We start from the raw sequence: 24,503 nt of genomic DNA on the forward strand, positions 1-24,503 counted from the left end.
TATTCGTACGGTGATATGATAGATCCTAGAAGCAGGGGGATGAGCGTATGGATAAATCGGATTTAATTCTGGAAAAGCTAAGCTCCATGGAAAAGGCTTTACGAACAGAGATTAAAATGCTCAGCGACAAGCAAAATGAATTTACTGAGAAGCAAAATGAATTTTCCGAAAAACAAGATATGACTTGGCAAGCTATCCGGGAAATGAGAGATGAACTGACAAATAATAGCTTAAAAATAAAAATTATTGACAACAAGGTAAAGGCTTTATAGCCTTTTTTTTTCCTTTATTTTTTGACACGTTTTTTGACATAAAGTTCAATCTTCATTTGCATTATAAGGCAATTCTGTAAAATAGTTGATGCTTTCTGAAAAATGATGAAGGAAAATGTAGTTAAAAGTAGAATAATTTGTTTAATAGCCATTGATTACTTTATCAAAAATGATGTAAATCTGATCTCAGCAGTATTTCCATCAGAGAAGGGAAATATGGAATCATCACATTTTTTTTCAGTTTTATTTTTCTTTTCTTGTGTAATGAGCGGTTCTCTTGGGGCCTATACACTTTATCTTGACCCGAAAGCCGGATTGAACAAAGCTTTTTTTGCGCTGTGCATTTCCTTGAGTCTATGGGCTTTCGGGTTTTCCATTTGCGTTTCTGCCCAGAATCAAGAACTTAGCTTAATCTGGCGTAGGATCTCAGTCGTTGGTTGGGGTTCGTTTTTCAGCATCCTGCTTCATTTCAGTTTAATTCTAACCGAGAAAAAAAATTTGTTAAACAAATGGTGGCTATACCTGCTGCTTTATTTCCCCTCAGTCCTGACAATGTATATTTATGGGATCTCCGGTTCTGCGGAATCGAAGTATAAGTTAATTCATACGGTCAATGGCTGGATTAATGTTCCGAATAGTGGCTTTAATTCTTTTTTCAATTATTATTATATTATTTTCTGCATCGTTTCCGCAGGAATGATTTGGTTATGGGGGAGAAAAGCTTCTGCCCCCAATAGTAAGAAAAAGGCAAGACTCATCCTATCTTGGATTATTGCGACTTTAATCTTTGCATCCTTTACGGATATTGTCGCCAGCACTTTTTGGAAAATGCCGCTTCCCCAATTGGCTCCTTTTATTATCTCGATGTCGCTCATCGTCATTTGCTACGCAATTAAAAAATACGGACTGATGAAGCCGGAAAAGATCATCAATGCTGAAGAAACCATCTTAAATGAATCCACCCGCGGAAATATTATCAGCTATATGGCCTTTGCTATGTTTGCCTGCGGCGTTATCAATTTTGTTTCGTTTTTTCTTTTTAACATGACAAACGATTTAACGCCTGTCATATTGACAAGTATTGCTATTCTTTTTCTAGGACTTGTCATTTTGTTCGTGAAGTGGATGCCTATAGCGGAAAATAAAAAAGATATTACTTATTTTGTGGCGAGTGTTGTGGCCATTCCAATTTTTACTTTAAGGTTAATTGAAACCGGGAGTATTACGGTTTGGGCGTTTCCTATTATTTTTGTAATTATCGCCCTGGTGTTCAATCAACGCATTATCTTAGTGTCATTGGGAATCTCCATCATATCTACCCAGATTCTGGGCTGGTTCATCGCGCCAAAGGTTAACATTGAGATAAATGCTCAACACTATTTGGCAAGAATCTTATTTTTCCTTGTCGTTCTTGGGTTGGCTTTCTATGTCAATAAACTGTACATTCGCAGACTGAAAGAAAACGCTGAGCAGATAAAACTGCAGAAATTAATCTCGAAGATTTCTTCGGATTTCATCACAGCAAATCAAATGAATCTAGAGCAGAAAATCAATCAGGCGCTTGAGGAATGCGGACGGTTTTTTGAGATGGACAGGGCATGGATCTATCTACTGGACAGGGAGCAACATCGCGTTACCCTTCCGTTTGCTTGGTACCGGCATGATCGTGTTATCAGAGAAGCGATAGAATGCCCGGGAGCGGAAGACTCGATCCTCATGAATCAGATATCAGAGGGCAAAATGATTCATACAAAATCAGAAATTTGCCTACCCATTGCTGGGAACGGTCAGATATTAGGCTCATTCGGGATTGATTCCCGCAGAATCCCTAAAAAATGGCGTGAAGACCAGATTGATTTACTCAAGGTCATTGCAAATATTTTGGGAGACGCTCTGACGAAAGTCCAGGCGGAAAGAGAAATTAAACAATTAGCCTACTATGATCATTTAACGAAGCTACCCAACCGAGTGTTGTTCCAGGACAGGGTTACGCAAGCGATCCACCAAGCCGGCCGGATTCAAAAGATGCTCGCGGTGATTTTCCTGGATCTTGATTCTTTCAAAACGGTTAATGATACTTTGGGTCATGAAGGCGGGGACGAACTGATCACTAAAGTCGGGCAGAAATTATTGGAATGCACCCGCAAAACCGACACGGTATCCCGTTTTGGCGGCGATGAATTTCTGATTATGCTGAATAATATTTCCGACTATCAAGATGTTATGGCCGTTGCCGATAAAATAATGGGTTTATTCAAAGAACCGGCGGTATTAAGAGGTAAGGAATTCTTTGTTACAGCAAGTGCAGGGATTGCGCTATATCCTATTGATGGACAAGATACAGAAACGTTAATTATAAACTCGGATATTGCGATGTATAAGGCCAAAGAAAAAGGGAAAAACCAGTATGCCCTCTGTTCTTCCGAGATGAAAGAGGACATTCGGAATAAAATGATACTGAAAAACAGTCTGTTCCGAGCTTTAGAACGCGAAGAATTGTTAGTGTATTACCAGCCTCAGGTCCATCTTCCGGAAGCAAAAATCATCGGAATGGAAGCTTTGTTAAGATGGAAGCATCCGGAGTTGGGAATGGTATCCCCGGCAGTATTCATCCCGATTGCCGAGCAAAGTGGGATCATTAACACGATCGGAGAATGGGTACTTAAAACAGCTTGCCGGCAAAATAAGATCTGGCAGGAAAAAGGATATCCTCCGGTGCGGATGTCTGTTAATATTTCGGTAAATCAACTTCGTGACCCGAATATTGTTGAGCAGATCGCAAATGTCCTTCAAGAAACCGGACTTCAACCCAAGTATCTGGAATTAGAAATTACAGAAGGTTCTGCGATAAATGAAGCAAATATTATTCAGGTTTTAAACGATTTTAAGAAATTAGGGATTACCATCTCTATCGACGACTTTGGCACAGAATACTCCTCTTTAAACAGGCTGAAAAATTTGCCGATCGATCGCTTGAAGATGGATATGCATTTTGTTCATGGTATTGAAGAAGATGAAAAAGACAGAGCAATCACCAAAGTTATCATAAATCTTGCTAAAAATCTAGACCTGGAGGTTATTGCCGAAGGGGTGGAAACCGAGAAACAAGTACAATTCTTAAGTCGGAACATGTGCAACGAGGTTCAGGGTTATTATTTCTACCGACCAATGCCTGCTGAGGAAATCGAAGAATTATTAAGAAAACCATGCGCCAATATCCTATAGATACATAGTTTTTCTACAAAAATCAACTCCACCCACCGATTGTTTTCGCCGTAAATTCCTCATGTACTTTCTTCAGCAAAACCGGGATACTCAGCGCCTGCGGACAATGTTCCTCACAGATTCCGCAAGAAATACACTGATCAGCTCCGGAACCGGAGGGGAGCAAACTTTCCCTGTACATCCCTTTGTCTACCCAATGCGTTTTCATGAGCTGGTGGCTGTTATAGAGCCTGAATATTTCAGGAATGCTTACGCCTTGGGGACAGGGCATACAATAGCTGCAGCTTGTACAGCCGATGCTGTTATTAGACTCGAAAGCTTCCCGGATTTTTTTGATCAGATTTTGGTCGGCCTCGGACATTGCGTTGACTGCAGATTCATCAAAGATCCGCAAATTGTCCTTCAACTGCTCCAGCGTGCTGGCCCCACTAAGAATCACGGAAACCTCAGGCATATTGTAAAGCCAGCGGAAACACCACGCGACCAAGGATCTCTTCTCCGGATATTGATGAACCAAATCAGCGACTGCTTCGGGAACGTTAGCCAGCATGTAGCCGCCCCTTAACGGTTCCATGATAACAACCGCCAGACCCTTTCCTGCCGCATATCTCAACCCCTCAATCCCGGCCTGCTGATTTTCATCCAGAATATTCAGCTGAATTTGTGCCATTTCCCAGTCAAAGGCATCCACGACCTGTTTGAATGCCGGTAGTGTCCCATGAAAAGAAAAACTCTTGTGCAGTATTTTACCCTTTTGGATCATTTTATCAAGGAAAGTAAGACCATCAAAATGATTGACTTTCTCCCAATTGTCATGGTTCATGTTGTGGAGAAGATACATGTCGATATGATCGGTTCCCAAGCGTTCCAGCTCTTCATCCAAGTATTTCTCGAAGTCTCCGTGTCTGCCGATTTTCCATATAGGGCTTTTAGTGGCGATCAGCGCCTTATTCCGATAGCCCCGTTGAAGTGCTTTCCCGGTAATCATTTCACTGTTTGGATACATGTAAGCGGTGTCCAGGTAATTGACTCCGTGATCCACCGCATACCGCACCATTTCTATCGCTTCTTTTTCATTTTTCGGGAACCGCATACAGCCAAGCCCCAGCCTTGAAACTTGAAGTCCCGTTTTTCCAAGTAGCGTATATTGCATGATATTACACTCCATTTTATCTTCATTCTTTGTTATACCCTATTGCGTTATTTACTAAACATCCCTTTAATTTTCTTCCACAGTCCGGTGCCAACCATATTATCGGCAACTTTTATGATTTCCTGGACTTTAATCAGGATATCGCCCTCACCGGCCCAGTGCCTGCGGACAACTTCCGGGCTCGTGTTATTAATAATGGTGTTCAGGACATAAGCAGCCACGGATATATCGTCAACAAATCCTACCGGTCCTACAAAGAGCTCAGGGATTAAATCAATCGGTGAGACAAAATAAGCAATCGCAATCGCCAGTTTTGCTTTATCGTCTACGTTGACTTCCTTGTCTACAGTCAGTTTGCACAGAAGATGAAATAAGTCGGGGGCAATCAGGATATACTCTGCATACTTATTCGTTTTACCTTCCTCACTTGTGAAGTAGTCCTTGATCTTTTTCCTTAGAGATTGATAAAAATCATTATGGTCGTTCTCATGGTCGTTCCTCATTTGGTCACTCATGATCTAACCTCTTTTCGTTATTTTTCGTTATTTTATGTACAACAGAATATTTTATAGGCTTCGTCTTTTATTGCTTTTATTGTATCTTCTTTCTCTAACAATTGCACCAAGGTTTGTCTATTAAAATTGGTGGGCTAAGCTTAATTCAAAGGGTATTTTCCTGTCCATGACGAATATCTTCTTAACCGACAATAACCTATTACGCTTGGAGAAGGTAAATCATGAAAATTACTGACAAGAAGCTTCTTACGATTACCGTCCTATTGCTCATAAGTACCTTGATCCTTTCCGCTTGCAGCTTTAAAAACAATTCTTCTGCTCCTTCGGCTGCAGTTTCCTCCGCTGGAACCGATGACACCAGTGATCAGGAAGTGGTTTCAAATTTAATTATGAAAGGTGCCGGTCTCAGAGAGATTTCTTATCATCTTGTAACAACGAATGCGGGGGTATCTTCCGAAAGCAGCGTTTGGTTCCAAGATACCAAAATGAAAACGGATACGATTACGAATGGGCAAAGAACGATCTCCATCTTCGATTTAGAAAAGGGAGAAATCGTTTCCTACCGGCCAGGACAAAATGTGGCTGCAAAGGTAAATATTAACGAATATAAAGGGAATGACAATATTACCCCCATGGACTATTCACTGGCATTAGATACAGATGAAAATGCTGATGTAAGTTACCAAATCATCGGAACACAAATGCTTAACGGATTGGAATGCAAAATAATTTCTGTAACCAGCGGCCAAGGGAATTATAAAGATTGGTTAAGTACAAAATACGGAATCGTCATTAAGTTTGAACTGGTTCAGGATGGGCAGACCAACACCTCAGAATATACAGACATTAAAGTCGGTGCAGGTTCCATCCCCGAAGGTACATTTGACTTACCGAAAGAGATTCTTATTCAACAAACCCCATGAGGATATCCATGACTTCTTCCAGATACTTTTAGGAATTTTTTACCGGTATAATGATTGAAATTTTGAGGTATCCTATTTAAGGTTAAAGAAAAGGGAACCGTATTCTCTCACGGTTCCCTTCCGGCTTATAATCATTTGTTCCCGAAAATCAGTTTAACGCATGCCAAGGCTTTCAAAAGTCTTCTTCACCATGTATCCACCTACGGAACCATTTTGTCTAGCAGATGTATCAGGGCCTAAGCTTACACCCATTGAACTAGCTGCCTGACTCTTGTCTATAGGAAGTCTATATTTTGCCATTACTTTTTCCCTCCTTTCCTTTTTGGAATGTACACTTATTATTAACATATTTACCTTTTCTACACTGGCAGTTTTTGTTATCGATTATATCGTCGAAAGAAGACCGGCACTCTTGATACTGCCCCCTGAATATATTGACATTAAACGAAGATGCTTTTGGGCGGGTGGTATTGTATGAACGCTGTGGATCGTATATCCAAAGCTTTTCAATCTGCTGAAGAAATCCCTATTGACGATTCCTCGAAGATGATTTTAATGAGTGATGTCCATAGGGGGGACGGCAGCTGGGCTGACGATTTTTCCGGGAATGAGAATCTGTATTTTGCAGCGTTAACGCATTATTATAAGGAACAGTACACGTATATCGAGCTTGGTGACGGTGACGAACTGTGGAAGTATAAAAACATGTCGGACATCGTGCCTGTTCATAAGGATACATTTTCACTCCTGCAAAAATTTTATAATGAAGGCCGCGTTTATTTCATTTACGGAAACCATGACATGGTCAAAAGTAATGATCATTTTGTACAGAAATGCTTTAACCGGTACTATGATGCCGAGGAGAAGCGTCACGTTCCTTTATTTGAGAATGTTAAATTTCGCGAGGGGCTCGTTTTACGGTATAAGGATTCAGACCGAAAAATTCTTTTGATCCACGGGCACCAAGGCAGTATGTTGGACTATACGTTTTGGGGGTTAAGAAGATTTCTGGTCAGATATGTATGGAAGAAACTTGAGTTATTCGGCTTCAAAGACCCCACCAGTACAGCCAAAAATTATCATAAGAAAGATTCTATAGAACAAAACCTTACTGAATGGGTCAACCAGGAAAAGCACATGTTGATTGCCGGTCACACCCATAGGCCCATGTTCCCTGATGCGGGTAAACCGCTTTATTTCAATGACGGCAGTTGTGTTCATCCCCGTTCGATCACGGGGATAGAGATCGCGGAAGGCAATATTACACTGGTTAAATGGAATGTCAAAACCAAGGATGACGGTACCTTGTATATAGGCCGGGAAGTTCTTGCAGGACCCAGAGACTTAAAGGAATACCTTTAAGTCCCTGGGCTTTCCTCTTATTTTGTATCGTCAGCAGTGTCGCTTTTGGCCTGCTTGCGAAAAGCCTTGAGGGGTCAGGCGTGTTCAGATCTATTCGCAATCAAAAGGGGCTGCCGGAGCTATCAGAGCATCTTTCTGATGCTTTCCGCCGTATGCCGCTGAAAATTGAAATCCCGGAATGTTTCTTGACGCGACGCTCCGAGCGCAGATCCAGCTGATTGATCAATGGCTGCTTTAAGATCCGCCTTCAGGCTCTGATCAGTTGTTTCCTGGTATAAGGTGTAGATGTACGGGACCGCTGCCTCAGACAAGCCGGACAAAGCCTGCACATCGAGATTCTCCAGGGTTCCGTTACTGTATCTGTCAATATTATAAGCAGCAATTCGGCCGTCGATGTTCCCGTAGCTCAGGATCATGAAAAACACTACAAATCCGACCAGCATGATCCTGGCTGCGTTAAATTTTTTAAACTGTCTGACGGCAATCACCGCAAACAGAAAGAGCAGTACAAGCATAAACCAGGTCGTATAGACACGCAGCGGGGTCAAACCAAAATAATGGATGTACATCACCATCTTGCTAATGGCCGTAATGATCAACATCAGGGTGAAAAGGCATAAAATGGCTGTTTCTATTTGCAGAATCCTCACCTTGTCCCTTTTCACAATGAGATGGGCCACCGTAATCACGACCATATTGATTCCGGCTACCGCACAAAGTTCAAAAAAGCCTCTGCGGGCATACTCCGCATGCGTCATGAGTTCCGGGAGACGGCCATTGAATGCCGAGAAAAGATAGGTGATCTGAGAAAGGAAGAAGACCATAAAGACAAGATTCAATGCTGTCAATGCGGTGTATACGGTCACTCCCGGGGAAAAACGGAAAGCAGCGGCCGTTTTGTCAACAGTCTCGATGGTGACATATCCCGTATTCCTCCCATGCCGGTCGCCGTAAATCAATCCGTATAGATAACAGGCAACGGGAATCCCCATCAATATCTGGACAATAATATTCATCGATACCGAAAACTGCAGATTGGCGATCATCCCTGCGAAAACAGCATCGGCTCGTGTCAATAGGTTGATGACTGCGGCCAGGATCGGAATCATCACAAGAATACCAACCGCTCCGGCCAGAAGGGATTTTCCCTTTTGATTTCTGCCAAACAGTCCCTTGACCGCGCCAAAGCAGCAGGCAAAATTGCGAAATGGGATGACCAAAACTTGATTAAAAAAATCGCCCAGGATATAAACGGAGATCCTTTTCTCCAGGTTTCTGCCCGTAGACAGGCTGATCCAATAGATGACAGCGGCTGTAAGAAAGATAAAATTCAGTCCTTTGATCAGGATATTGTCAAAAAGCAAGAAAACCAGGGACGACAGGATAATGACAATGAAACACAACCAGCTCGTTCTTGTTTGACGGAACTTACCTGATTTCAGATATAGGACGGTAGACAGACAGAATATCGCTGCAAATAAGGTAACACCCGCACCAAGACCGGCAGCCAGGATCAGATTCCAATATAAGAAGCCGCAGACCAGCATGGCCAATGCGAAAACAATATCACTCCTTGTATAGGTTGCCGTATCCGTACTGTTATTCATCTCCCTGTTCTCCTTTCCGATACTCTAATAAATCTCCGGGCTTGCAATTCAGAACCTTGCAGATTTCTTCCAAGGTCGAAAAGCGGATAGCCTTGGCCTTGTTGTTTTTCAGAATTGAAAGATTAGCCGGAGTGATTCCGATTTTATCCGCCAGCTCACCGGCAGGAATTTTTCTTTTTGCCATCATAACGTCGAGATTAACGACAATCAATGAGAATCCCTCCCCTAAATCGTAAAATCATTTTCTCTTTTGATAACGATCGCCTGTTCAAAAACATTTTTGATCACTCTCAGGATCAGCCCTAAAAAAGCGGCACAAACGGCTATAATCACAAAAAGAATATAATAAAATCCTGAGATGAACAAAATGGCGGAGACGACAAAACTGCACCATGACAACGCCCGCAGGAGCTTGACATTTTTTTCTACAAACACTTCTTCCCGCCTGATGTTGGAAAGAAGCCTGCCAAGGCAGATCAAGGATAACATCCCCGGCAGAACACAGGCATAGACCGTTAGGAGCAAGGAATGAATGATTTCAGGATTTTTTCCTGTGTAGTTTACATATGTAGGGATTAAATTCGGCATAGCAAAAGCTGCGCATATGACCAGGACAATGGCGATCTTGGTACAAATGGAAGATAGTCTTACGGACTTACTTGGATTCCACATTGTATCATACCCTTTCTATCTATTTTGGTTCTATTGTAAATGGTATATTATTGTAAGTCAATATTAATTTATCATTTTTCGATATATTTATGTTGTTTATAGATAAATCCAAACTTCAAGTCAACCGCCATCAACCATCAACCATCAACCATCAATCATCAACCGTCAGTCCGTCAGTCCGTCAGTCCGTCATCCCATTATCCGGACGCCCCCAACCCCCCACAATTCCTGACGGTGATGGAAAAAGATATTAAACAGATCATCAAAGCAAAATATTAACTAAAAAAAATAACCTTGGAATGACTTGAAAGTTCCAAGGTTATTCTTTTTAGTTCTTGCAGTTTATGAAGTACTACTATGATCAAATTTATTTGTTCTTAGTTATAAGCGGATATAGAGCTCGAATTCATGATGGCAGCAAGGGCACTTTACTGTATGTTTGCCTTTTCGCCGCGGCAGCCGAAGTACTCTTTTACAGTGCGGACATTTGCGGAAACGGTGGGTTTTAATTTCTTTGATTCGGCGCATCGTCAAAGAACCTTCAGCCTTAATCCTATTCCACATTTTCATGAATTTATCGTTTTCCTGGCGTCTTTTATAGATGTTTCGGGATAAGCTTCTGAAGATCATTACAGCCAGAACGGCCCCCATCAAAATACTGATGATACCGGAACGGATAAACGTATTGGCGATCAGCAATACAAACCAGACCCCAAGTAAAGCATAATACAACTGATCAATTCCGTACCGGCCAATCATCAAACGTGTCAGCTTATTTTTCAAATTACCCATTGTTCCCACTCCTTACGCAATTCTCATCAACAGAACGGACAGCAAAGGTCCGCGATACATAAGCCAAAACAGAGTTTGTCCAGCGTGTCATTCGGCATGCCGAAGCTGCGTCTTTGTTGCTGATAAACGCGTCCGCCGCGTTGCAGCATATTTAAGATGCGTTGGTATTCCGGATTGCCGGGATTCATGCGTACGGCTGTTTCGGCGTGGTTCAGCGCAATGATGATGTTGCCGATACCGGCATTGGCAACAGCACTGCAATAGTACCATTCGGCACTTCGGTCACTCATCCTGGCCAGAATATTCAGCGCCTCGCGAAAATAGCCCAAATTGATATAGTGTTTTACCGAATCATACGCTGAGGAAGCATATTCCCGGTAAGCGTTGCTTCCGTTGTAATAGGTGTTTGGGTAGGGGTTTCCGCTTTTGATCTGTTCGTAAGCGGCATTGATTTCACTCATTTTCTTAGCCGCTTCTGCATTGCCGGGGTTCAGGTCCGGGTGGTATCTTTTGGCCAGTTTGCGATAGGCTTTTTTTATTTCATCATCCGCAGCCGTCTGAGGAACACCAAGTACTTGATAAGGATCGGATATCATTCTTTCTTATCTCCCCTTCACTTTCTTATTCGCTGCTTCATACCTTGTCCAAACGCCTGAATAGAGAATGTTTTCAATAAGGTTTTGATCGCGTTTGATTGGCAGTTGTCGGTATTTTTCCATACAGTCGGCCATAAGCAGATTTAATATTTGCGGAAAATGATCTGTTGACAACGCAGTCAGCGGATTATAGCATTCCTTTTGGATGTCCTTTTTGAGATCAAGACAGGCATCCATAATGTAAATGAATTTGCCAAGCGATTCTCCAAAGTTACGTAAATCTTGAGCATCGTCATCTTCTTTGAAAACGAACACTTCGCCCATGAGTCTGCCGAAACAACCTGCAGGAATATCCGGTTTCAGTTCCCCTGATTTTTCTATGTCGGAAAGGGTGTTCAAGCACTCACTGATGACAGCACATTGCCGGGGATGGCGGATGGCAGCCTGCCTGTATTTCTTTTCGAACAGCTTGGCTTCACCCAGCGACAGGATCTTCCGTTCGTCCTTCCAATCATCAAGAAATTTGAAATAAGTCAGGACAATACTCATATCGGCGGTATAATCTGAGATCTCGTTCTGCCAATAGCAGTGAGGTTTGCGGGGATGCATGATGCATCGCCCGGTTTGAATGGTAGTATCTTTCTGATAAAGCGCGGAAAGGAACAGTACGAGGAAAGTCATGTCATAGTTTAGTGTGATACGGCTAAGGGTGCCGTGACGGTCTCCCAGCGTCTGGCATAAACCGCAGTAGCACGACCGATAGTGTAGTTTTTCTTCGGAAGTTAGCTTATCGATATTGGCGACGACATAACCGAACATATTTTTCACCTGACTTCATTCATATCTTATTTAAATATAAATAAAAAAAACCTTCACCCCCAAGGGCAAAGGTCTCGCTTACAATCAGTCAATTGCAATAAAGCCGGGATCGAAATCCGTCTTGACGACTTTATTATCCAGCTACTCCCCTTTGATTTACGATAACGCAATTATACCAGAAGGAAAATGTTGATGCAACTACGAATATTTTGTTTTGCAAAAAATTTACTGCTAATATAACATAAAAAAAAACGGCTGTGATACAATAAGTCTAACCTGAGGGAAGTACTATGTTCATTCAAAAATGATGTGTGTATCCTTAACAGACAAGGAGGAGGTAACATCAATGACCGTCATTCAAACGAAGAATCTCACGAAAAGTTACAACAAGGCAAGGGGCATCGTCGACGTGAATCTTGATGTCATGGAAGGAGAGATCTTTGGGTTTATCGGGCCAAACGGCGCCGGCAAATCGACGACCATCCGAACGTTGCTCGGGCTTATCTACCCCACCAAGGGAAGCGCCGAAATCTTCGGTAAAAATTGCAGTGAGTTCCCGGAAATACGCAAAGAAGTGGGCTATCTGCCAAGTGAGGTATTTTATTACGATAACATGAAGGTTATCGATCTGCTCAAATATTCCGCGAGCTTTTACAAAAAGGACTGCATGAAGAAAATTAAGGAGCTTGCGGAGATCATGGATCTCGACCTCAAGAAAAAGATCGACGATCTCTCTTTTGGCAACAAAAAAAAGGTTGGCATTGTTCAGGGGTTGCTCCACGAGCCTAAACTGATCATACTCGACGAGCCAACCAGTGGCTTAGACCCGCTGATGCAGCAAAAGTTCTTTGACATTATCGCGCAGGAGAATCAAAAGGGTGCCACTGTATTCTTTTCATCGCATATTCTTGACGAAGTTCAGAGGATGTGCGACAGGGTAGCATTCATCAAAGACGGTAAAATCATAAAACTTGAAAAAATGAGCACGCTTCAGGCAGATAGCTATAAGAGTTTTAAAATTGAAGCAAAATCTCCCATAGCCGGAGAAATCTTCAATATCAGTGGTGTAAGCCGGCTTGAAATCAAAGAGAATACGGCTGATTTTATTTTCAAAGGCAACATTAATTCTATGATGAAAAAAATCGCGGAGATTGAGCTTGTCAACATATCCATTTACGAACCTGACCTTGAAGAGATCTTCATGCATTATTATGCCAAGGAGGGTTGATCGTTATGAATATGTTTTGGCACGAGCTTAACTCGCTGCGAAAATCGACGATTCTATGGACATGCACTTTGATTGCACTCGCTGGGATTTACTTTTCTGTCTATCCCGCAATTGCGAATGATGCGGCAGATTTTAAAAGGCTGCTGGGCGGCTACCCGGCGTCGGTGAGGGCAATACTCGGTATTTCGCTTGACAGCATCACTTCTCTTTTGGGCTTTTATTCGATGATATTCACATTTATCACACTGTGCGGTGCCATTCAGGCCATGAATCTCGGCGTCTCCATTCTTTCCAAAGAAACGAGGGAAAGGACAGCCGATTTTCTTCTCGTCAAGCCTGTTTCGCGTTCGGCTATTGTCAGCTCCAAGCTTCTGGCTGCACTAACCATGCTCATAATCACGAACGTAATCTATTATGCGGCTGCCTCCATCCTTGCCGCCATGGTTAAGACAGCGGATTTCAGCGTTACGCTGTTTTTTATGATCAATCTCACGCTGCTTTTCATTCAGCTCATTTTTTTCTCAATCGGGGCTGCAGTCGCGGTGATCATTCCAAAGTTAAAATCCGTGCTTCCGGTCTCACTCGGGGTCGTTTTTGGATTTTTCTTTATCGGAGCGCTTTTAGCCGCCGGTGAAAATGATGCGGCACGCTTTCTCTCACCGTTTAAATATTTTAATCCTTCTTATATTATTAGAAATTCAAACTATGAAGCCCCCTACCTTATCACAGGCGCTGTTATTGTTATTATTGCAACGGTAACCACCTATATCATTTATGCCAAAAAAGATATCCATGCCGTGAGCTGATTAACTTTGGGTTTCACTAAAAGGGAGGTCGGATCATGAATATTTTTTTAAGAGAATTAAAGGCCAATAAAAAAGCATTGATCATATGGTGCGTTTGTATGTTTTTGGGAGTTTTAAGCGGCATGGGTAAATATACCGCCTATTCGGCAGGCGGACAGTACAACAAAATTTTTGACAATATACCCTACTCCATCAAAGCGCTGTTGGGAATGGGCTCATTCGATGTAACCACGATGTCCGGGTATTTTGCAATGTTGTTTCTTTACATTGAGATTGCGGCTGCCATCCATGCTGTTTTGCTCGGAGCCGGTATTGTTGCCAAAGAGGAACGCGACAAGACGACCGAATTTCTGATGATCAAGCCCGTCTCAAGAGATACCATTATCACTTCCAAGCTTCTTGCAGCCTTTGTGAATGTGGTCATTCTGAATGTTGTAACGCTTGTTTCTTCACTTGTTATGGTCGCTGCTTACAATAAGGGAAATGACATTTCAAGTGAAATAGTAATGTTCATGTTGAGCATGTTCATCGTTCAGCTTATCTTCCTTTCGCTTGGAACAGCACTGTCAGCTTTCCTCAAGAATCCGAAAACTTCGGGTTCCCTTGCCGCGGGGATACTCTTCGCTGCATTCGTGATATCCAAAATAACGGACATAACAGACAAGCTGAACGCTCTTAACCTACTCTCGCCTTTTAAATATTTTAGTTATGTTAATTTGGCAGAGGGTAATGGGCTCGACCTAACGGCTGTTATACTCTCGCTCGGGCTTGTTTCTATCTTTTGTATCTCCACCTATGTCTTTTACCGAAAAAGGGATCTGCACGTTTAACCCTTCAGCCGGGTATCTTCATCTTCACTTAATCCCTTTCGATAAGGTCTGTCGCAGGTCATTGCATCCTATGAATCTGCAACCGCAATAGGGGCCGTATTAGTGTATTCCCTACATTTTTTCCTATCAATGCGATCCTCATTAAATCAATTCATTCCAAAGATTCATAAAAGCATTGCTGTCTACTTTAAAGAATAAATCAACACCGTTGTAGTAAACATATCCCTCTTTAAAAAGCCTTAGTTGGACTTTACTGCCGTCATTCAAGGTTACGTATTTGCTTAATCGAATAATCTTCAACATAAAACAGATAGATCACTGCTTTTAATTTTACAGGGAGCTTAAGAATCTCCTTCATGACATCACTGTCAATAGGATCTTCATAGTACGCTTCTATCGCCTCCATTTTTATAACGCGTTTGTGCCACACACTCCGAAGCCTATCTTTGCAAAGATTTACAGTAATTTTGATCAGCCAGGCCTTTTCGTGTTGATCATCGTTAAACCCAGGTGAGTTGTACAATAGTTTACAAAATGCGTCTTGCATGACTTCTTCCGCATCTTCTTTACTTCCAAGATGAACCATGGCGATTTTAAAAAGCATCTCGCCATAACTACTGTATTTTGTTGAAAAAGTGTTCGTAAGCCGCGGTGACGATTCTTGCATAGGGTAAATTCTCCTTTCATCCATAAAACGAGTGAACTCAGGAAAAAGTCACATTCTTTTCCAGAGAGTCCTAACCTTACCCTAGACGAACTTTGCGCTCTCTTTCTGATATTCAGACTTATATAAAATAAAAAACTGATGAACATGTCATTGTTCACCAGTTTTTTCGTAACAGAAGGAAAATATCAATCGTAGCCTGAAACATCTTGTCCCAAAAAACATATGATGTACAAACTCGAATTTTCAGTTACAGTCATTAATTTTGAGAGAAGGTATGAAAATGGCTACGCTAACCCTGAATATACCCGATACGACTTTCGTCTCATCTTACCTGCCCGACATGAATTTTTCATCCTACCCACTGGTTTATTCCGGTACAGATAGTTCATTTCAAAACTGCATCAGTTTCCTGCAAATTGTTTTGCCTGTGTTACCGGTCACTTCCGTTGACAGTGCCTTGCTCGAATTATCTGTGATTGTTAAAAGCGGTGCTGCTCCAAGTCCGCTTGTTGTCAACAGAGTAACCGATCCATTTAGTACAGCCACCGTGACTTACAATACACGTCCTGCTTTCACTGCAACACCATCCGAGATTGATATTACAACAGAAGATTTATATACCACTGTCCAAATTGATGTCATAACGCTGATCAATGGTTGGCTGAACGGAACTTATCCCAACAACGGCATGGCGTTGACGAATTCTGACGGCACTTCTGTCGTTGCAGTTGCCACGAATAGCATCAACTACGAACCATTTGATCCAAGATTAGTTTTAACTTACACCCCGGTGAAACCGGATACTGCGCTTTGCTTCAGCTATGCGCAGTTGGCGCACCTTATTGAGCAGCTGATCACCTTGTATCCCACAAATACCATGTCCGTTTTTTTAACAGGTTTTAGTCCTTCCGCGATCACCGGGACTCCGTATCAACTGTATGTATCCCCCGAAGGAACCTACGGAATGATTTTTATTTTGCTTGATAACGGACAGCAAGAAGCGATTCCGCTCAATGCCATTGCCGCAATTTATACAGGCGATGGAACGGTATACGATCCTTCGATCACCTACCTGCCCCCGCCACAGTTCCCAGACGGTTGTGACAAAAACCTGATTACTGCTTATCACGACTATGTGCCGGTTTCAACAGATGTCCAAATGTATTTGGGGTCTATCGTTCAGGCTTCAGGACTGGTTTATAAAAATGAATATGGCATCTTGGTCCTGTCTGATGCAGATGGCAATACACCTGTCTTTATCCCGGTTATGAATATAACCTCCATTTTCCCGGTAACTCAGAACAGCAGCGGCCAAAAGGCTGCCCTCCCCCGAATTGCCATTACAAACAAAACGTGACCAAAACCGTTCCGCCGTACGCAGTATTCTGCCTTTGAAATCAGGATCTCTTCAGCCTGACTTCAAAGGCAGTTTTGTTGAAAGTTCTTCAATTTCCCGAATAACATGTTTAATCGGTTTATTTCAAAATACTTTATGAACATAAGCACAGCTATTTTAGCAAAATTCACACTGAAAAGGACAACCCCGGCTGGTTAATACGGTATTGGTATACGGCATCATAGTAGAAATACCGCTGTTATGACCCCCGATCCGGCCGCATTTGTCGCTGTTGCGCCCGGTACTGTGAAATAGTTTGCGCCAATGCCTTCCAATGTATATCCTTCTTTCGGAACCAGTGTGATGGTCGCTGTGTATTGCTGGCCTTCCACAAAGAGGGCGTCGGCCGGTGTCCAAGTGACCGACCCCGTATACTGCTCCGTTTCGGTGATCGCTGTCACAGGTGCCGCTCCCGGTGCGGGCGGTGTAACCCCGGCTATTCCCGAAATGTCGATGGTGGCTGCTGACGCTATAGGTGGTAACGCCTTGAACACTGCCGTAATGACCCCGGATCCTGCAGCATTATGCGCTGCTGCTCCCGGTACGGTAAAGAAGTTCGCACCGACGCCTTTTAAGGTATACCCTGCTTTAGGAACGAGCGTAATCGTCGCTGTATATTCCTGACCTGCAACAAAGGTACTGTCAGCAGGCGACCAGGTGATTGTTCCTGAATACTGCTCCGTTTGGATCGTAGTCACGGGTATGGCTCCCGGTTCAGGTGCAGTTACGCCGGATATTTCCGGTATATCGATCGCAGCTGCCGTAGACGGGGCCGCAAGGTGGGCTTTAACTTCCGGATCCAAGGAGGCAAGGACCGTACTGTCCCAGACTTTATCGGTGGTTTTACCCAAAAGAAGGTTCTGAGCGACTTCTTTGGCTGCGTCTCTGTTTACCTCCCAGTAGCTTAACCCGTCAAGATTAATCGCATCGCCGGGCAGTGTTTGGGTCACGATCGTTGCCTCTTCAAAGGACTTGGCCGCCCCGGCGAGTTTTAGGAGATCTTTCAGAGACAAGTCTGTTTCCACAGCCTTCATTAATTCCGGAATTAGCTCGGGCAATTTTAATAGGGTGGCAGGCTGAAGCATTTTTTTACCTACAGCGGTCAGTACTTTCTGCTGCCTGGCGGTTCTCCCGATATCGGCGGTTGCGTCATGACGGAAACGGGCATATTGGAGCGCTTTTGTCCCGTCTAATTCCTGTACCCCGGCTTTTAGGTTGATATAGCCGTCCTCTTTATCCCCGGTCTCATACTTCATGTCTTTTTCCACGTCAATGGTGATCCCGTCCAGCGTATCGATCATGTCCTTGAACCCATCAAAATTCGTCAGGACATACCCGTCCAGCTCAATACCGGTCAGTTCGGTAACCTGTTTTTCCAGCTCCGGAATCCCTTTTAACATGGGAACGGCATTGATCTTACAATAGTTTTTTGATCCGGGGAGCGTTACCCGGGTGTCTCTCGGAATGGACAGTAAGGAAATAAGTTTCGTCTTCGGGTCAAAGCTGGCTACAATAATCGAGTCCGAATTGTAAGAACTTGCCCCTGGCCTTTTATCCGTCCCGATCAAAAGAATACTGACCCGATTGTTCAAATTCACACTGTCGCCGGGCAGACTGCCTCCCTTAGCGAAATAGAAGGCAAATGCTGCCGTCCCGGCAACAATGCCTGCGATTACCAGTGCTATGATCATAAAAACTTTTTTCAGTTTTTTCTTCTTTTTCTTTTTTTCAACCATTACATTCACCCCATTTTGATTTTGTGCCATAAAAAACATACCACTTATTACCGCGGGTATCAATACCAATTTTTTGTTATTCTGCCAACTAAGCAATAAATTTTATCGCAGTATCCAACATTTCTTGCTTAGTGAAATCGATTTGATCTGATTTTTGAGATAGTACCATTATTCTCGGCATGCAATTTGAGAGATCATTGGCAAATAATTTTTACAAAACCAGAGAAAACTAATGAATACTTACTCTTCTAAAATGAATACTTACTCTTCTATAGGAGATTTAAAATGGATGAAAAACGAACAGCAAAATTAAAAAGGATCTACGAGCTAGAGAACCTTCAGATTCATTATTATCAGTCCCAATTGTCTGAAAGCGACGACCCGATATTTAACAAAGCTCTATTCAAAATCGTCGAAGCTGATAAAAAGCATGCCGGATTTTTTACTGAGCTTTTTCTTGAACATAACGTAGACATCCCGCTAATCACAGCAGGTATTGCCGACATTGCCGGGAGCATTATCGGGGAGGCGATTGAATTAGCCGGGCAGAAAAATATCTGTAAGATTGGGTTTGCCTTAGAAAATCAGATATTGGAAATATACGCTCACTTAGTAGAAGAAAACCTAAATTCAGATTTATTAGATAAGCTCATAGACTTTAAGATTGATAAGGAATTTCATGCCTTATGGCTGCAACACTATGCTCAGTATCTAAAACACCAAAAATTCTATAGCAATAATCTTATCCAAGATTCCATTGAAGATCATCCAACCGTGAATATGAATGTGCGTTTGATCTGAATGATTTCAATTCCAGGCAGTTAAACAAGAGATCTATGAACCTCAGATAGAACTTTCGGGGCAAAAAAAGAACAAAAAAGGCACGCCAAGGAATAATCGCCACAAAACCGCCATCGGCGGTTTTTTTAGTGCTTTTCAAAATAAAAAGTCTTCAGCCAGGTAATCCGAAACGTCAGCCTGAAGGTGCTCGATATATAAATTGGTCATCCAGACCATTTCCATTGCACTAGAAACACTGTAAAATATATTTATAGCTTTGTCCAAAGGCAAAAACAAAAATATTTTGTGCAAACATATGTTCCCATATCATCCATTATATGGTATAATAAGGATATTAGGAAGTAACATCAACTGAAAGGAGGTAAAACAGATGGATAACGATCAATTTCAGGAACTGGTACTGGATCAATTGGGTTCTCTTGGGAATAGAATGGAACGACTTGATAGCCGGCAGGATCGATTCGAAGAAGGGCTGCAGCAACTTCACTCTAATCAGCAGCAGCTCAAGGCAAGTCAGCAGCAACTTCACTCTGATCAGCAGCAGCTCAAGGCAAGTCAGCAGCAGCTTCACTCTAGTCAGCAAGAGCTCAAGGCAGGCCAGCAGCAAATCTGGACGAGTATAGATACAATTGCCGTTAGCCAAGAGCAGATGCAGCAAGACATACAAACAATTAAGGGGGACATCATCAATATTCGCCAAAGCCAAGCGCGTGTGGAGCATGATCTTTCTGGAAAAGTCAATGCTTTATTCGATTTCCGCGAGAGTCAGATCGAAACCAATCAACGTGTTTCTGAAAGACTAGAACGGCTTGAAGCTAAACGATAAATATTTTCTAGATTTGTTAGACGAGGTCTTTTACATAACGGTTTTATTTACGTTAATGAAGATACGTTGTTGAAGATAAAATTTTCCCGTTAAAATAAACCAGATCACCTTCCGGATAATGCCAGACTGCCTTTAAAATGGTCGGTTTGAAGATGCCGTTCTCATTCCTCTCATAACCTTCATATACCGCCGACCAGGGGATGCTTTGCTTACTGCCGTCAAAACCTACAGCCATTCGGTCATTGGTGGTAAATTCAAGCATTTCTCCCGTTTCATTGAAGGTAAAGATGCCGCTCGCGCTTATACCGAAGGAAGTAATCGACGCTTTGGCATGCGTATCGTCAATCGCTTCCCAAGTGATGTAGCCTTGTAAGGCAATGTTCGGTACATACAAACTCTCTGCGAGCACCGTTGCCAGACAGGCCTCATCCATTTCGACACCCTTTTGGTCAAACAGCGTAAAGGCTTTGGCGATTACACCTTTCATGGAGCCCACGCCCTGATTGTAACTGTCGAAGCCCTGAAAAGGTATTCCGTACATCGCACTGTCAATGAAAGCCAAGCGGTTCGGCGTTTCAACAAAGTTGTACTGCGTATAGTCAATGGTAAGCGTTGCCTTATCCACGCCGGTGGAGAAAGGTACATCTTTAAATTCGGTTTTCATCCAGGACATTTTGGAAGTACCGATATAGCCGCAGTGGTTAAAATATTTTTGTACAGGCTCAGGCAGATCAGCAATATCCTGCTGCGAAAACATTTCTGTTTCCGGTTGGGTCTCGGAAATAAGCTGGGCAGCCGTCTTATTAAAGTCTGATTTTAAAGACGAATAAGGTTGGATAAAGTAAATGACGGCCAGCAAAATAATCGCTGCAAGAATACCTGTAACAACACCTAACGTTATCATTTTTTTACTCCTTAATCTCTTCATTTTCATTCTCCATCATTTCGATATTGTGGCCGAGCTTGACTAACCCTTGGTAAAATCCATCTGTTAATTCAGGGTCAAATCCGTTAAAAAGCTTCTGCATGAATGCCAATTCTCTCTGTCTCCGTTCCCCAAAATAGGTGTTGAATTTTGGGGTGAGTGCAATTCTCAAAGCTCTGGCATCATTTTTGTCTTTGGAGATGGTTATAAATCCGCTTTCTTCGAGCGTCGCTGCCAGGCGTTTGGCATTCTGCCTGGAATAACCGATGTAATCAGCTGCTTCGCTAACCGTCGGCGGTTCTTCAAAATGGGCTACACTGACTAAAAAAAGCCACTGCTTAATGGTAATATTCTTATCAAAAGCATCCCCAAGTACCTGCAGCCTGTTTGACAATACAAAGATGGTTCCGAAAATATTAGCCTGTTGTTCCAGTTCGTTCATCATTTTTTCGCCTCCATAAACAAAAGGTAACATGTTACTTTTTTAGTATACGTAACATGTTACCTTTTGTCAATAACCACTAGGTGATATAACATTCAATTTTCATAAACAAAGTATGTAAGCGAAGTCAACCTATAAGCCGAGTTCTGTACCTCTTGCGAGGTGATGATCATCTATCTAGGACTGTCGTTACCGACAGTCTCAAGCGACCTTACCCGGGAACAGAGCGGGCAGCTCCATCGTTCCTCTATTTGGTCTTGCTCCAGGTGGGGTTTGCAGGGCCAGCCAGTTACCTGACTGCCGGTGAGCTCTTACCTCACCTTTCCACCCTTACCGCTTGGCAGCGGCGGTATATCTCTGTTGCACTTTCCTCGAAGGGATTCTCCCCCCGCCGGGCGTTACCCGGCACCCTGCCCTGCGGAGCTCGGACTTTCCTCAGAGACGGCCTTTCGGCACTTGTCCCCGCGACCATCCGGTTGACTTCGCTATCCAATCTTACTAGATTATTTGTGTTTGGTCAAATAATTCTTAAGCGTATCTAAAGTAAATCGCCGTAATCAATTTGTTGCCTATTTTATATAGCGTATATCAGGAATTCAATGATTTGTTTCGACATTAGTTGCATCGACAAATTACGGCGTAATCACAGTATATCATTCCAAAAACAAAATTCAAGCTACAATTTATAACACTATAATCAAATTTTCCCTATAATTTTGTAATTATTTTAATTCTTAGTTATGCACAGGTTGTGAACAAATTGTGCATAACTTTTGAGTTCTTATGATCATCCGCCCAAAAATAACCAGGACGCTATTGGAACCAACTATAAATTTATCTTTCAGACAATTCAATCATGTTGATAACTTTATCCACGTTCCAACCACGGTATTTTGCTCGTCGCGCTGATAACCAGTTCTACGTCATCCATTGTTCGATCGGCTCTAATATAATCGTAAAGCGCATGGATCATTGGGATTTCGCTAAGAAAATGCCCGAGCTCACCGACGGCCATACCTGATTCGAGACAATCCAGCACGTTATGGTAGCCGATCTCTCCTGTGATATATAAATCAGCGCCTTTAAAGGCAGCCTTCGCCACAAAACTGCTTCCGCTGCCATTTAAAATGGCAATTTTTTTGATCTTTCTGTCAGGATCTCCTGCCAATCGCACTGAAGAACAGTCATGGCCATACTTCTCCGTAAGCTGTTTCAGAAATCCTTCCCACAAATCGGCTAGTCTGACAGGTTTCAGTAATGTTCCGATCACCCCGTATCCTCTGGGTTTTCCGGTATTCCGGAGTGGTATCAGGTCGTAAGCGGGTTCTTCATACGGATGTGCCTTATGCAAAGCTTTAACCGCTCTGCCAAGGCTGCGCTCTTCGACAATGCTCTCGAGCCGGATCTCGGGTACTCTGGTCAGCTCTCCGACTTTTCCTATAGTTGGCTCGGCTCCGTCCAGCGCCCGGAACATGCCTTCACCGTTCGTCTGGAAGAAACATTCGCTGTAGGCATCACTGTGCTCGCCATCGGTAATTCCACTGCCGACGCCTTCGGCGGTCAGAGCCTTCCGGATAGTCTCGACGTATTCTTCCGGAACAAAAGTGACGATCTTGATTAGTTTCTCAGTAGAGGTGGTTTCCAGGAACTCTGTTTTCTGCAGTCCGAGCATTTCCGCAAACGTCAGGCTCGATGACAAATACGACTGATCCAGATTCGTGTGGGCAGCATAATATGAGATCCCATTGCGGAAAAGCGAAAGGGGGACCAATGCCGCCTGGTTGTCCATTCGGAGATTTTTCAGCGGTTTAAACAGCAGCGGGTGGTGGGAAACAATCAGTTCAGCTTTTTCCGAAACAGCTTCTTCGACGGCTTCCATGGTTCCGTCCAGCGTCAGTAGCATCTTATTGACTCGCTGGGCGCTGCTGCCGACCAGGAGTCCGGGATTGTCCCAGTCTTCTGCCCAGGAACGCGGCGCTATCTTTTCGATGAGTTGTTCAACCTGGCCTACTGATACAGCCATCTTTTTATTACCTCCATCATGGCGATTTCCTGCCTCATCTGTTCTGCTCTCTGGGAAACTGCAGCCCTGTTTGTGCGCATCATTTCCAAAACGACTCTTCTGAGATTGCTCGTGGTGTCGGCAATGATGTCGTTTAATCGGGGTTCTTTGCGTTCGATGATCAGCGGTCCGAACTGCCAGATAAAATTACGCAGTGTCTGTTCCAGATCCTTCGCTGCTTCCAACGCAGGCACTCCGGTACAGTCCGCGGCAATATCCTGAATGACCTGCTTCATCCGCTGTTCGACTTCCTCTCTATCCAGACCTTCTGAGCGGGACAGGCAAATGACGGTATACAGCCTGCCGTCTTCTTCTGTCAGACATTCTTCACTCAGCCTCCAACCCTCGGAAAGCAGTCCGAATCTGACCCTGTTTTCTGCGCCCTGCGGCTGAAGGATCAATGTCCGAACGCTCTGCAGTACGTCCGGCTTCGTGGCGAGTATTTCGAGGATCGTCACGCCGCCCATACCGGCAATGACCAATGTATCGACTTCTCCGGACTCCAGCGGAATTAGTCCGTCTCCGTGCCGGATCTGGATGTTGCCCTGTAGTCCATAGGCTTTAACATTTTCGACAGCAGATTCATAAGGCCCTCTGTGGACATCTACCCCGACAGCCTGGCAAATCACTCCGGCCTGTACCAGATAGACAGGCAGATAGGCGTGGTCCGTACCGATATCCCCGACTCTGGCGCCGGCTGGCACCAGTGACGCAATTGTCTCCAGGCGGGAGCCAAGCTTTATGGCCGTTTTATTTTCCAGCTTATTATCTTGCTGTTCTGAAACCATTGTATTCCTCAATGTTATCATCCCTATAACAATAAACTCCGGCTTGCACCAGAGTTTTGT

Annotated in this window: 25 protein-coding genes and 1 other RNA gene; 10 read left to right on the forward strand and 16 right to left on the reverse strand. The window is 43.3% G+C overall.

What is annotated here, in order from left to right:
* Positions 1-47: 47 nt before the first annotated feature.
* Together DHBDCA_RS12280 and DHBDCA_RS12285 are read left to right on the forward strand one after the other, a co-directional pair.
* Positions 48-272, forward strand: coding sequence for a hypothetical protein (locus tag DHBDCA_RS12280; protein ID WP_015044543.1), 225 nt, complete (start codon positions 48-50; stop codon positions 270-272).
* Between the two features lie 216 nt (positions 273-488).
* Entirely contained in the window at positions 489-3,497 is a 3,009-nt protein-coding gene (locus DHBDCA_RS12285; RefSeq protein WP_242824910.1) for an EAL domain-containing protein, read from the forward strand.
* A 22-nt stretch (positions 3,498-3,519) separates the two neighbouring features.
* Here DHBDCA_RS12285 and DHBDCA_RS12290 read toward each other — a convergent pair whose 3' ends face one another.
* A complete protein-coding gene (locus DHBDCA_RS12290) occupies positions 3,520-4,650 on the reverse strand; it encodes an aldo/keto reductase (RefSeq protein WP_015044545.1) in 1,131 nt (376 codons plus the stop codon).
* Between the two features lie 47 nt (positions 4,651-4,697).
* Positions 4,698-5,165: a YkvA family protein gene (locus tag DHBDCA_RS12295; protein ID WP_015044546.1), complete on the reverse strand. Its 468-nt coding sequence runs from the start codon at positions 5,163-5,165 to the stop codon at positions 4,698-4,700.
* A 221-nt stretch (positions 5,166-5,386) separates the two neighbouring features.
* Here DHBDCA_RS12295 and DHBDCA_RS12300 point away from each other — a divergent pair, with 221 nt between their 5' ends.
* Positions 5,387-6,088 (forward strand): DUF4412 domain-containing protein, encoded by a 702-nt coding sequence (locus DHBDCA_RS12300; protein ID WP_015044547.1) that lies wholly within the window; start codon positions 5,387-5,389, stop codon positions 6,086-6,088.
* A gap of 153 nt (positions 6,089-6,241) precedes the next feature.
* Here DHBDCA_RS12300 and DHBDCA_RS12305 read toward each other — a convergent pair whose 3' ends face one another.
* Positions 6,242-6,388, reverse strand: coding sequence for a small, acid-soluble spore protein, alpha/beta type (locus DHBDCA_RS12305; RefSeq protein ID WP_041225799.1), 147 nt, complete (start codon positions 6,386-6,388; stop codon positions 6,242-6,244).
* A gap of 174 nt (positions 6,389-6,562) precedes the next feature.
* Between DHBDCA_RS12305 and DHBDCA_RS12310 the strand changes: the two genes are divergently transcribed.
* Entirely contained in the window at positions 6,563-7,450 is an 888-nt protein-coding gene (locus DHBDCA_RS12310) for a metallophosphoesterase family protein (RefSeq protein ID WP_015044548.1), read from the forward strand.
* A gap of 122 nt (positions 7,451-7,572) precedes the next feature.
* Here DHBDCA_RS12310 and DHBDCA_RS12315 read toward each other — a convergent pair whose 3' ends face one another.
* From DHBDCA_RS12315 to DHBDCA_RS12340, 6 genes are all read right to left on the reverse strand, one after another.
* On the reverse strand, positions 7,573-9,057 hold the full coding sequence (locus DHBDCA_RS12315; protein WP_015044549.1) for a DUF4153 domain-containing protein: 1,485 nt from the start codon (positions 9,055-9,057) through the stop codon (positions 7,573-7,575).
* The gene (locus DHBDCA_RS12320) at positions 9,050-9,268 is read right to left on the reverse strand and encodes a helix-turn-helix domain-containing protein (protein WP_015044550.1); all 219 of its coding nucleotides are present in this window, start codon (positions 9,266-9,268) and stop codon (positions 9,050-9,052) included. Before DHBDCA_RS12320 ends, DHBDCA_RS12315 begins: the two co-directional genes overlap by 8 nt.
* 14 nt (positions 9,269-9,282) lie before the next feature.
* Positions 9,283-9,729 carry a DUF2975 domain-containing protein gene (locus tag DHBDCA_RS12325; protein WP_021315597.1) on the reverse strand — a complete coding sequence of 149 codons (447 nt, stop codon included), beginning with the start codon at positions 9,727-9,729 and terminating at the stop codon, positions 9,283-9,285.
* A 381-nt stretch (positions 9,730-10,110) separates the two neighbouring features.
* On the reverse strand, positions 10,111-10,521 hold the full coding sequence (locus DHBDCA_RS12330; RefSeq protein ID WP_015044553.1) for a BRcat domain-containing protein: 411 nt from the start codon (positions 10,519-10,521) through the stop codon (positions 10,111-10,113).
* A 26-nt stretch (positions 10,522-10,547) separates the two neighbouring features.
* On the reverse strand, positions 10,548-11,117 hold the full coding sequence (locus tag DHBDCA_RS12335) for a DnaJ domain-containing protein (protein WP_015044554.1): 570 nt from the start codon (positions 11,115-11,117) through the stop codon (positions 10,548-10,550).
* A gap of 6 nt (positions 11,118-11,123) precedes the next feature.
* Positions 11,124-11,936, reverse strand: coding sequence for a DUF5685 family protein (locus DHBDCA_RS12340; RefSeq protein ID WP_015045388.1), 813 nt, complete (start codon positions 11,934-11,936; stop codon positions 11,124-11,126).
* A gap of 346 nt (positions 11,937-12,282) precedes the next feature.
* Between DHBDCA_RS12340 and DHBDCA_RS12345 the strand changes: the two genes are divergently transcribed.
* Genes DHBDCA_RS12345 through DHBDCA_RS12355 form a run of 3 tightly spaced genes read left to right on the forward strand, consistent with a single transcriptional unit; the run spans position 12,283 to position 14,800 of the window.
* On the forward strand, positions 12,283-13,164 hold the full coding sequence (locus DHBDCA_RS12345; protein WP_015044556.1) for an ABC transporter ATP-binding protein: 882 nt from the start codon (positions 12,283-12,285) through the stop codon (positions 13,162-13,164).
* Between the two features lie 5 nt (positions 13,165-13,169).
* Complete coding sequence (locus DHBDCA_RS12350) at positions 13,170-13,970, forward strand: ABC transporter permease subunit (protein WP_015044557.1); 801 nt, start codon at positions 13,170-13,172, stop codon at positions 13,968-13,970.
* 35 nt (positions 13,971-14,005) lie between these two features.
* Positions 14,006-14,800 (forward strand): ABC transporter permease subunit, encoded by a 795-nt coding sequence (locus DHBDCA_RS12355; protein ID WP_015044558.1) that lies wholly within the window; start codon positions 14,006-14,008, stop codon positions 14,798-14,800.
* 259 nt (positions 14,801-15,059) lie between these two features.
* Here DHBDCA_RS12355 and DHBDCA_RS12360 read toward each other — a convergent pair whose 3' ends face one another.
* A complete protein-coding gene (locus DHBDCA_RS12360) occupies positions 15,060-15,467 on the reverse strand; it encodes an RNA polymerase sigma factor (protein WP_034378686.1) in 408 nt (135 codons plus the stop codon).
* Positions 15,468-15,747: 280 nt separating this feature from the next.
* Between DHBDCA_RS12360 and DHBDCA_RS12365 the strand changes: the two genes are divergently transcribed.
* Positions 15,748-16,824, forward strand: a complete 1,077-nt coding sequence (locus DHBDCA_RS12365; protein ID WP_242824911.1) for a DNRLRE domain-containing protein — start codon at positions 15,748-15,750, stop codon at positions 16,822-16,824.
* A gap of 218 nt (positions 16,825-17,042) precedes the next feature.
* Here the strand turns inward: DHBDCA_RS12365 and DHBDCA_RS12370 are convergent, their stop codons facing one another.
* The gene (locus DHBDCA_RS12370) at positions 17,043-18,629 is read right to left on the reverse strand and encodes an LCP family protein (RefSeq protein WP_015044562.1); all 1,587 of its coding nucleotides are present in this window, start codon (positions 18,627-18,629) and stop codon (positions 17,043-17,045) included.
* Positions 18,630-18,884: 255 nt separating this feature from the next.
* Here DHBDCA_RS12370 and DHBDCA_RS12375 point away from each other — a divergent pair, with 255 nt between their 5' ends.
* Positions 18,885-19,400 carry a hypothetical protein gene (locus DHBDCA_RS12375; protein ID WP_015044563.1) on the forward strand — a complete coding sequence of 172 codons (516 nt, stop codon included), beginning with the start codon at positions 18,885-18,887 and terminating at the stop codon, positions 19,398-19,400.
* A 370-nt stretch (positions 19,401-19,770) separates the two neighbouring features.
* Positions 19,771-20,226, forward strand: a complete 456-nt coding sequence (locus DHBDCA_RS12380; protein ID WP_015044565.1) for a hypothetical protein — start codon at positions 19,771-19,773, stop codon at positions 20,224-20,226.
* A 52-nt stretch (positions 20,227-20,278) separates the two neighbouring features.
* On the opposite strand, the gene DHBDCA_RS12385 is transcribed toward DHBDCA_RS12380, so the two are convergent.
* The 5 genes from DHBDCA_RS12385 to DHBDCA_RS12400 all read right to left on the reverse strand — a co-directional run bounded on the left by DHBDCA_RS12385 (position 20,279) and on the right by DHBDCA_RS12400 (position 24,464).
* Positions 20,279-21,130: a DUF6544 family protein gene (locus DHBDCA_RS12385; RefSeq protein ID WP_015044566.1), complete on the reverse strand. Its 852-nt coding sequence runs from the start codon at positions 21,128-21,130 to the stop codon at positions 20,279-20,281.
* A 4-nt stretch (positions 21,131-21,134) separates the two neighbouring features.
* Entirely contained in the window at positions 21,135-21,596 is a 462-nt protein-coding gene (locus tag DHBDCA_RS12390; protein ID WP_015044567.1) for a MarR family transcriptional regulator, read from the reverse strand.
* Positions 21,597-21,712: 116 nt separating this feature from the next.
* Positions 21,713-22,077: RNase P RNA component class A (rnpB, locus tag DHBDCA_RS14720), an RNA gene on the reverse strand.
* 384 nt (positions 22,078-22,461) lie between these two features.
* Positions 22,462-23,616 carry a Nif3-like dinuclear metal center hexameric protein gene (locus tag DHBDCA_RS12395; RefSeq protein WP_015044569.1) on the reverse strand — a complete coding sequence of 385 codons (1,155 nt, stop codon included), beginning with the start codon at positions 23,614-23,616 and terminating at the stop codon, positions 22,462-22,464.
* Positions 23,601-24,464 (reverse strand): tRNA (adenine(22)-N(1))-methyltransferase, encoded by an 864-nt coding sequence (locus DHBDCA_RS12400; RefSeq protein ID WP_242824912.1) that lies wholly within the window; start codon positions 24,462-24,464, stop codon positions 23,601-23,603. The genes DHBDCA_RS12395 and DHBDCA_RS12400 overlap by 16 nt, the downstream gene beginning before the upstream one ends.
* Positions 24,465-24,503 lie beyond the last annotated feature (39 nt).

Origin of the sequence: Dehalobacter sp. DCA, from assembly GCF_000305775.1 — a bacterium.
Classification (GTDB): domain Bacteria; phylum Bacillota; class Desulfitobacteriia; order Desulfitobacteriales; family Syntrophobotulaceae; genus Dehalobacter; species Dehalobacter alkaniphilus.

What these genes read in the sequence shown, in the direction of transcription:
- DHBDCA_RS12280 (WP_015044543.1), top strand. Translation starts at nt 48, where the DNA reads ATGGATAAATCGGATTTAATTCTGGAAAAGCTAAGCTCCATGGAAAAG.
- DHBDCA_RS12285 (WP_242824910.1), top strand. Translation starts at nt 489, where the DNA reads ATGGAATCATCACATTTTTTTTCAGTTTTATTTTTCTTTTCTTGTGTA.
- DHBDCA_RS12290 (WP_015044545.1), bottom strand. Translation starts at nt 4,650, where the DNA reads ATGCAATATACGCTACTTGGAAAAACGGGACTTCAAGTTTCAAGGCTG.
- DHBDCA_RS12295 (WP_015044546.1), bottom strand. Translation starts at nt 5,165, where the DNA reads ATGAGTGACCAAATGAGGAACGACCATGAGAACGACCATAATGATTTT.
- DHBDCA_RS12300 (WP_015044547.1), top strand. Translation starts at nt 5,387, where the DNA reads ATGAAAATTACTGACAAGAAGCTTCTTACGATTACCGTCCTATTGCTC.
- DHBDCA_RS12305 (WP_041225799.1), bottom strand. Translation starts at nt 6,388, where the DNA reads ATGGCAAAATATAGACTTCCTATAGACAAGAGTCAGGCAGCTAGTTCA.
- DHBDCA_RS12310 (WP_015044548.1), top strand. Translation starts at nt 6,563, where the DNA reads ATGAACGCTGTGGATCGTATATCCAAAGCTTTTCAATCTGCTGAAGAA.
- DHBDCA_RS12315 (WP_015044549.1), bottom strand. Translation starts at nt 9,057, where the DNA reads ATGAATAACAGTACGGATACGGCAACCTATACAAGGAGTGATATTGTT.
- DHBDCA_RS12325 (WP_021315597.1), bottom strand. Translation starts at nt 9,729, where the DNA reads ATGTGGAATCCAAGTAAGTCCGTAAGACTATCTTCCATTTGTACCAAG.
- DHBDCA_RS12330 (WP_015044553.1), bottom strand. Translation starts at nt 10,521, where the DNA reads ATGGGTAATTTGAAAAATAAGCTGACACGTTTGATGATTGGCCGGTAC.
- DHBDCA_RS12335 (WP_015044554.1), bottom strand. Translation starts at nt 11,117, where the DNA reads ATGATATCCGATCCTTATCAAGTACTTGGTGTTCCTCAGACGGCTGCG.
- DHBDCA_RS12340 (WP_015045388.1), bottom strand. Translation starts at nt 11,936, where the DNA reads ATGTTCGGTTATGTCGTCGCCAATATCGATAAGCTAACTTCCGAAGAA.
- DHBDCA_RS12345 (WP_015044556.1), top strand. Translation starts at nt 12,283, where the DNA reads ATGACCGTCATTCAAACGAAGAATCTCACGAAAAGTTACAACAAGGCA.
- DHBDCA_RS12350 (WP_015044557.1), top strand. Translation starts at nt 13,170, where the DNA reads ATGAATATGTTTTGGCACGAGCTTAACTCGCTGCGAAAATCGACGATT.
- DHBDCA_RS12355 (WP_015044558.1), top strand. Translation starts at nt 14,006, where the DNA reads ATGAATATTTTTTTAAGAGAATTAAAGGCCAATAAAAAAGCATTGATC.
- DHBDCA_RS12360 (WP_034378686.1), bottom strand. Translation starts at nt 15,467, where the DNA reads ATGCAAGAATCGTCACCGCGGCTTACGAACACTTTTTCAACAAAATAC.
- DHBDCA_RS12365 (WP_242824911.1), top strand. Translation starts at nt 15,748, where the DNA reads ATGGCTACGCTAACCCTGAATATACCCGATACGACTTTCGTCTCATCT.
- DHBDCA_RS12370 (WP_015044562.1), bottom strand. Translation starts at nt 18,629, where the DNA reads ATGGCACAAAATCAAAATGGGGTGAATGTAATGGTTGAAAAAAAGAAA.
- DHBDCA_RS12375 (WP_015044563.1), top strand. Translation starts at nt 18,885, where the DNA reads ATGGATGAAAAACGAACAGCAAAATTAAAAAGGATCTACGAGCTAGAG.
- DHBDCA_RS12380 (WP_015044565.1), top strand. Translation starts at nt 19,771, where the DNA reads ATGGATAACGATCAATTTCAGGAACTGGTACTGGATCAATTGGGTTCT.
- DHBDCA_RS12385 (WP_015044566.1), bottom strand. Translation starts at nt 21,130, where the DNA reads ATGATAACGTTAGGTGTTGTTACAGGTATTCTTGCAGCGATTATTTTG.
- DHBDCA_RS12390 (WP_015044567.1), bottom strand. Translation starts at nt 21,596, where the DNA reads ATGATGAACGAACTGGAACAACAGGCTAATATTTTCGGAACCATCTTT.
- DHBDCA_RS12395 (WP_015044569.1), bottom strand. Translation starts at nt 23,616, where the DNA reads ATGGCTGTATCAGTAGGCCAGGTTGAACAACTCATCGAAAAGATAGCG.
- DHBDCA_RS12400 (WP_242824912.1), bottom strand. Translation starts at nt 24,464, where the DNA reads ATGATAACATTGAGGAATACAATGGTTTCAGAACAGCAAGATAATAAG.